The organism is Kitasatospora aureofaciens (assembly GCF_001188955.3).
Classification (GTDB): Bacteria; Actinomycetota; Actinomycetes; order Streptomycetales; family Streptomycetaceae; genus Kitasatospora; species Kitasatospora aureofaciens.
The window spans coordinates 1-5,948 of the sequence record NZ_JPRF03000094.1 but is presented as its reverse complement, the minus strand read 5'-3'; the positions used below and the strand labels follow the sequence as shown (position 1 = coordinate 5,948).

Genomic DNA, 5,948 nt, shown 5'->3' with positions numbered 1-5,948 from the left:
GGTGCGCGAGCAGGCCCGCCGCCTGGCCGCCCGGGTGCGCGCCGCCGGGCCCGCCCCCGACGACGTCGCCCACGCCCTGGCCACCACCCGGGCGGCCCTGGAGCACCGGGCCGCCGTGGTCGCGCCGGACCTGGACGGTCTCCTGGGCGGTCTGGACGCGCTGGCCGAGGGCCGGGCCGTCCCCACCGTGCTGGAGGGCCGGAGCGCGGGCGACGGCGACCCGGTCCTGGTGTTCCCCGGCCAGGGCTCCCAGTGGGCCGGAATGGCCCTCGAACTGCTGGACACCGCGCCGGAGTTCGCCCGCCGCTTCGCCGAGTGCGAGGCCGCGCTCGCGCCCTACACCGGCTGGACGGCCGGCGCGGTGCTGCGAGGTGACGCCGGGGCACCCGGCCTCGACCGGGTCGAGGTGGTGCAGCCGGTGCTGTTCGCCGTCATGGTGTCGCTGGCCGAGCTGTGGGGCTCGTACGGCGTCCGGCCGGCTGCCGTGCTCGGCCACTCCCAGGGCGAGATCGCCGCCGCCTGCGTGGCCGGCGCGCTCTCGCTCGACGACGCCGCCCGGGTGGTCGCACTGCGCAGCCGGGCGCTGCGGCAGCTGGCCGGCCTCGGCGGCATGGTCTCGGTGGCCGAGCCGGTCACCGCCGTCCGCGAACGGCTCGGCCGCTGGCGCGAGCTGATCTCGGTCGCCGCCGTCAACGGCCCCGGCTCGGTGGTGGTCTCCGGCGAACCCGGAGCGCTGGACGAACTGCTCGCCGACTGCGAGCGGTCCGGCGTACGGGCCCGCCGCATCCCGGTCGACTACGCCTCGCACTCCGCCCAGGTCGAGCGGATCGAACGCGAGCTGCTGGACCTGCTGGCCCCGATCGCCCCGCGCAGCGCCGACATCCCGTTCTGCTCCACCGTCACCGGCGCGGTCATCGACACCGCCGGGCTCGACGCCGCCTACTGGTACCGCAACCTGCGCCGGACCGTCGAGTTCGAACAGGCCACCCGCACCCTGCTGGCGGCCGGACACCAGCTGTTCGTCGAGGTCAGCCCGCACCCGGTGGTCACCACCGGCCTCCAGGAGACGATCGAGGACGCCGGCCTGCCCGCCGCCGCCCTCGGCACCCTGCGCCGCGACGAGGGCGGGCTCGGCCGCTTCCTGCTCGCCCTGGCCGACGCCCGGGTGCACGGCGCCCGGGTGGACTGGCAGCGCTGCTTCGCCGGTGCCGACCCCCGGCCCGTCGAGCTTCCGACCTACCCCTTCCAGCGGCAGCGCTACTGGCCGCGCCCGGGTGCCGCCGGCGGCGACGTGACCACGGCCGGCCTCGCCGCGCCGGAGCACCCGCTGCTCGGCGCCGCCGTCGAGCTCGCCCGGGACGGCGGCCTGCTGGCCACCGCCCGCTGGTCGCTGCACACCCACCCCTGGCTCGCCGACCACGCCGTCGCCGGCACCCTGGTCGTTCCCGGCGCGGCGCTGGTCGAGGCGGTCGTCCGGGCCGGGGACGAGCTGGGCTGCGGCCGGATCGAGGAACTGACCCTGCACGCGCCCGTCCTGCTGCCCGAACGCGGCGCCCTCCAGGTGCAGATCGAACTGGGCGCCCCCGACGGCGCGGGCCTGCGCCCGGTCGCGGTGCACACCCGGCCCGCGGAGGCGGACGCACCGGACGCCTGGACCCGGCACGCCGAGGGCCGGGTCGGCCCGGCCGGCGCCGAGCCCGCACCGGAGAGCGCCGCTTGGCCGCCGGCCGGGGCCGAGCCGGTCGACCTGGAGGGCTGGTACCCGGGCCTGCGCGCCGACGGGTACGGCTACGGCCCGGTGTTCCGGGGCGTGCGCGCGGCCTGGCTGCTCGGTGACACCGTCCACGCCGAGGTGGAGCTGCCCGAGCCGGCCCGCCCCGACGCCCCCCGCTACGGACTGCACCCGGCCCTGCTGGACGCGGCCCTCCACCCGGCCGGGCTCGGCCCGCTGCGCGGCCGCCCCGGACTGCCGTTCGCCTGGACCGGCGTCACCCTGCACGCCGCCGGGGCCACCGCGCTGCGGGTCACGCTCACCCCGGCCGGACCCGACGCGGTCCACGTCCGGATGACCGACCCGGCCGGACGGCCGGTGGCCACCGTCGACGCCCTGGCCGTGCGCCCGCTCACCGGAGCCGCCCTCGACCCGGCCGCCCGGGTGGCCCGCGAGGCGCTCCACCACCTGGACTGGCCGGCTCTGCCCGCCCCGCAGGCCGCTCCGGCCGCCGCCCGCTGGACCGTCCTCGGCGAACCGCCCGCCCACGCGGCCGCGCTCGCCGAGGCGGGGATCAGCTTCGGCCCCGGGGGCGGCGTCGTCCTCCACCAGGCCACCGGACCGCACCCGCGGGCCGCGCTCGAAGGCGCCCTCGCCGTGCTGCGGGATCACCTCGCCGCGGGCGCGGGCGCGGGCGCAGGCGCAGGCGCAGGCGTGGACGCAGACGGGGCCGGCGGCGGGGACGCCACCCTGCTCGTCGTCACCCGCCGGGCCGTCGCCACCGACCCCGCCGAGGACGTCCACGACCTGCCCGCCGCGGCGGTGCACGGACTGGTCGGCTCCGCCCAGAACGAGCACCCCGGCCGGATCGTGCTCGCCGACCTGGACGACGACCCCGCCTCCTGGCGCACCCTGCCCGCCGCCCTCGCCGCAGCCCTGGCCGCCGGCGAACCCCGGCTGGCCCTGCGCCACGGCACCGTCCACGCCCCCCGGCTGGTCCACGCCCACACCGCCGCGCCGCTGCCCGTCCCCGACGGCCCGTGGCGCCTGGACGTCCGCACCAAGGGCACGGTCGACAACCTCGAACTGCTGCCCTGCCCGGACGCCGCCGAACCGCTCGCCGACGGCCAGGTGCGGATCGAGGTCCGGGCCGCGGGCCTCAACTTCCGCGATGTCCTCAACGCTCTCGACATGTACCCCGGCGGGGCGCGGCACCTCGGCTCCGAGGCCGCTGGCATCGTCCGGGAGGCCGGACCGGGCGTCACCGGACTCGCCGTCGGCGACCGGGTGATGGGCATGGTCCCGGGCGGCTTCGGCCCGCTCGCCGTCACCGACCACCGCCTGCTCACCCGGATCCCGCAGGACTGGACCTTCGCCCAGGCCGCCTCCGTCCCCGTGGTCTTCCTCACCGCCTACTACGCGCTGCGCGACCTGGCCGGGCTCCGGGCCGGCGAACGCCTGCTCGTCCACGCCGCCACCGGCGGCGTCGGCATGGCCGCCGTCCAGCTCGCCCGGCTCTGGGGCGCCGAGGTGTACGGCACCGCGAGCGAGGCCAAGCAGCACCTGCTGCGCGCCGACGGCCTGCCCGGCACCGCCATCGCCTCCTCCCGCACCCTCGACTTCGAGGAGCGCTTCCGCACCGCCACCGGCGGCGCGGGCGTGGACGTGGTGCTCAACTCCCTCGCGGGGGAGTACGTCGACGCCTCGCTGCGGCTGCTCGCCCCCGGCGGCCGGCTGATCGAGATGGGCAAGACGGACGTCCGCGACGCCGAGGAGGTCGCCGCGGCCCACGGCGGCGCCCGCTACCGGGCCTTCGACCTCCAGGAGGCCGGCCCGGAGCGGATCGGGCAGATGCTCGCCGATCTGGTGGAGCTGTTCGAACAGGGCGCGCTGCGACCCCTCCCGCTCACCTGCTGGGACGTCACCCGCGCCCGGGAGGCCTTCCGGCACATGGCCCAGGCCCGGCACACCGGCAAGATCGTGCTCACCGTGCCGCGCCCCTGGGACCGGGAGGGCACCGTACTGATCACCGGGGGCACCGGCACCCTCGGCGGCGAACTCGCCCGCCACCTGGTCACCGAACACGGCGTGCGGCACCTGCTGCTGGCCGGTCGCCGCGGCCTCCAGGCCCCCGGAGCGCGGGAGTTGAGCGAGGAGCTGGCCGCCTCGGGCGCCGAGGTCACGGTCGCCGCCTGCGACACCTCCGACCGCGCCGCCGTGGCCGCCCTGCTGGCCGGGGTGCCCGCCCGGCACCCGCTGACCGCCGTCGTGCACGCCGCCGGCATCCTCGACGACGGCGTGGTCGACGCCCTCACCCCCGAACGGCTCGCCGTCGTGCTGCGGCCCAAGGCCGACGCCGCCCACCACCTGCACGACCTCACCCGCGGCCTCGACCTCGCCGACTTCGTCCTGTTCTCCTCCGCCGCCGGTGTGTTCGGCTCGCCCGGCCAGGGCGGCTACGCCGCCGCGAACAGCTGGCTGGACGCCCTCGCCCAGCACCGCCGGGTCTGCGGCCTGCCCGCCACCTCCCTGGCCTGGGGACTGTGGGCCCAGGCCAGCACGATGACCGCCCACCTCGGCGCGACCGACCGCGCCCGCGCCGAACAGTCCGGCGCGCTCACCCTCGACACCGCCGACGGCCTCGCCCTGTTCGACGCCGCCCTCGCCGCCCGCCGCGCCCTGCTGGTCCCCGTCCGGCTGGACACCGTCGCCCTGCGCGGCCGCGGCCCGGCCGAACTCCCGCCGCTGCTGCGCGACCTGGTCCGCACCCGGGCACGCCGCACGGCGCAGTCCGGGCCTGCCGCAGGCGGACTGCCCGCCCGCCTGGCGGCCCTCGGCCCGGCCGAGCGCCACGCGGCGCTGCTCGACCTGGTGAGCGGCTGCACCGCGGCCGTCCTCGGCCACGGTTCGGCCGAACAGGTCCACGCCACCCGGCCGTTCCGCGACCTCGGCCTGGACTCGCTGACCGCCGTCGAACTGCGCAACCGGCTCAACACCGCCACCGGCCTGCGGCTGCCCGCCACCCTGGTCTTCGACCACCCCACCCCCGGCGCGCTCGCCGGGCACCTGGCCGAGGGCCTCGGCGGCCGGACCGCCGGCCCCGCGGCCGGCACCGCGCCGGGCGCCGCCGACGAACCGGTCGCGATCGTCGGCATGGCCTGCCGCTTCCCCGGCGCCGTCACCTCCCCCGAGGAGCTGTGGACCTTGCTGGCCGGCGGCACCGACGCCGTCGCCGGCTTCCCCACGGACCGCGGCTGGGACCTCGAACGGCTCTACGACGGCATCCCCGACCACCCGGACTCCTCCCGCACCCGCCAGGGCGGCTTCCTCGACGCCGCCGCCTGGTTCGACGCCGACTTCTTCGGCGTCAGCCCCAACGAGGCGCTGGCCATGGACCCGCAGCAGCGGCTGCTGCTGGAGACCGCGTGGGAGGCGGTCGAACGGGCCGGCATCGACCCCGGCACCCTGCGCGGCAGCCGCACCGGAGTGTTCGCCGGCCTGTCCTCCAGCGACTACCTCGACCGGGTCGCCCGCATCCCCGAGGAGGCCGCCCCGTACGTCAACACCGGCAACGCCGTCAGTGTCGCCTCCGGCCGGGTCGCCTACACGCTCGGGCTGGAGGGCCCGGCGGTGACGGTGGACACCGCCTGCTCCTCCTCCCTGGTGGCGCTGCACCTGGCCGTGCGCGCGCTGCGCGGCGGCGAGTGCTCGCTGGCCCTGGCCGGCGGCGTCACCGTGATGTCCACGCCGATGATCCCGGTCGACTTCGCCCGGCAGCGCGGCCTGGCCGCGGACGGCCGCTGCAAGCCCTTCGCCGAGGCGGCCGACGGCACCGGATTCTCCGAGGGCGTCGGCGTGCTGCTGGTCGAGCGGCTCTCGGACGCCCGGCGCAACGGGCACCCGGTGCTGGCGGTGGTGCGCGGCAGCGCGGTCAACCAGGACGGCGCCAGCAACGGACTCAGCGCCCCCAACGGGCCCTCCCAGCAGCGGGTGATCCGGGCGGCCCTGGCCGACGCCGGGCTGTCGCCCGCCGAGGTGGACGCGGTCGAGGCGCACGGCACCGGGACCCGGCTGGGCGACCCGATCGAGGCCCAGGCGCTGCTCGCCGTCTACGGGCAGGAGCGTGAACTCCCGCTGCTGCTGGGCTCGGTGAAGTCCAACCTGGGCCACACCCAGGCCGCCGCCGGGGTCGCCGGGGTGATCCGGACGGTGCTCGCGCTGCGGCACGGCGAACTGC

The 5,948-nt window shown here is 78.0% G+C and carries 1 protein-coding gene; it reads left to right on the top strand.

The window, feature by feature from the left end:
• Positions 1–5,948: type I polyketide synthase (locus HS99_RS38750; RefSeq protein WP_244916012.1), on the top strand; the 5,948-nt coding region annotated here is incomplete at both ends.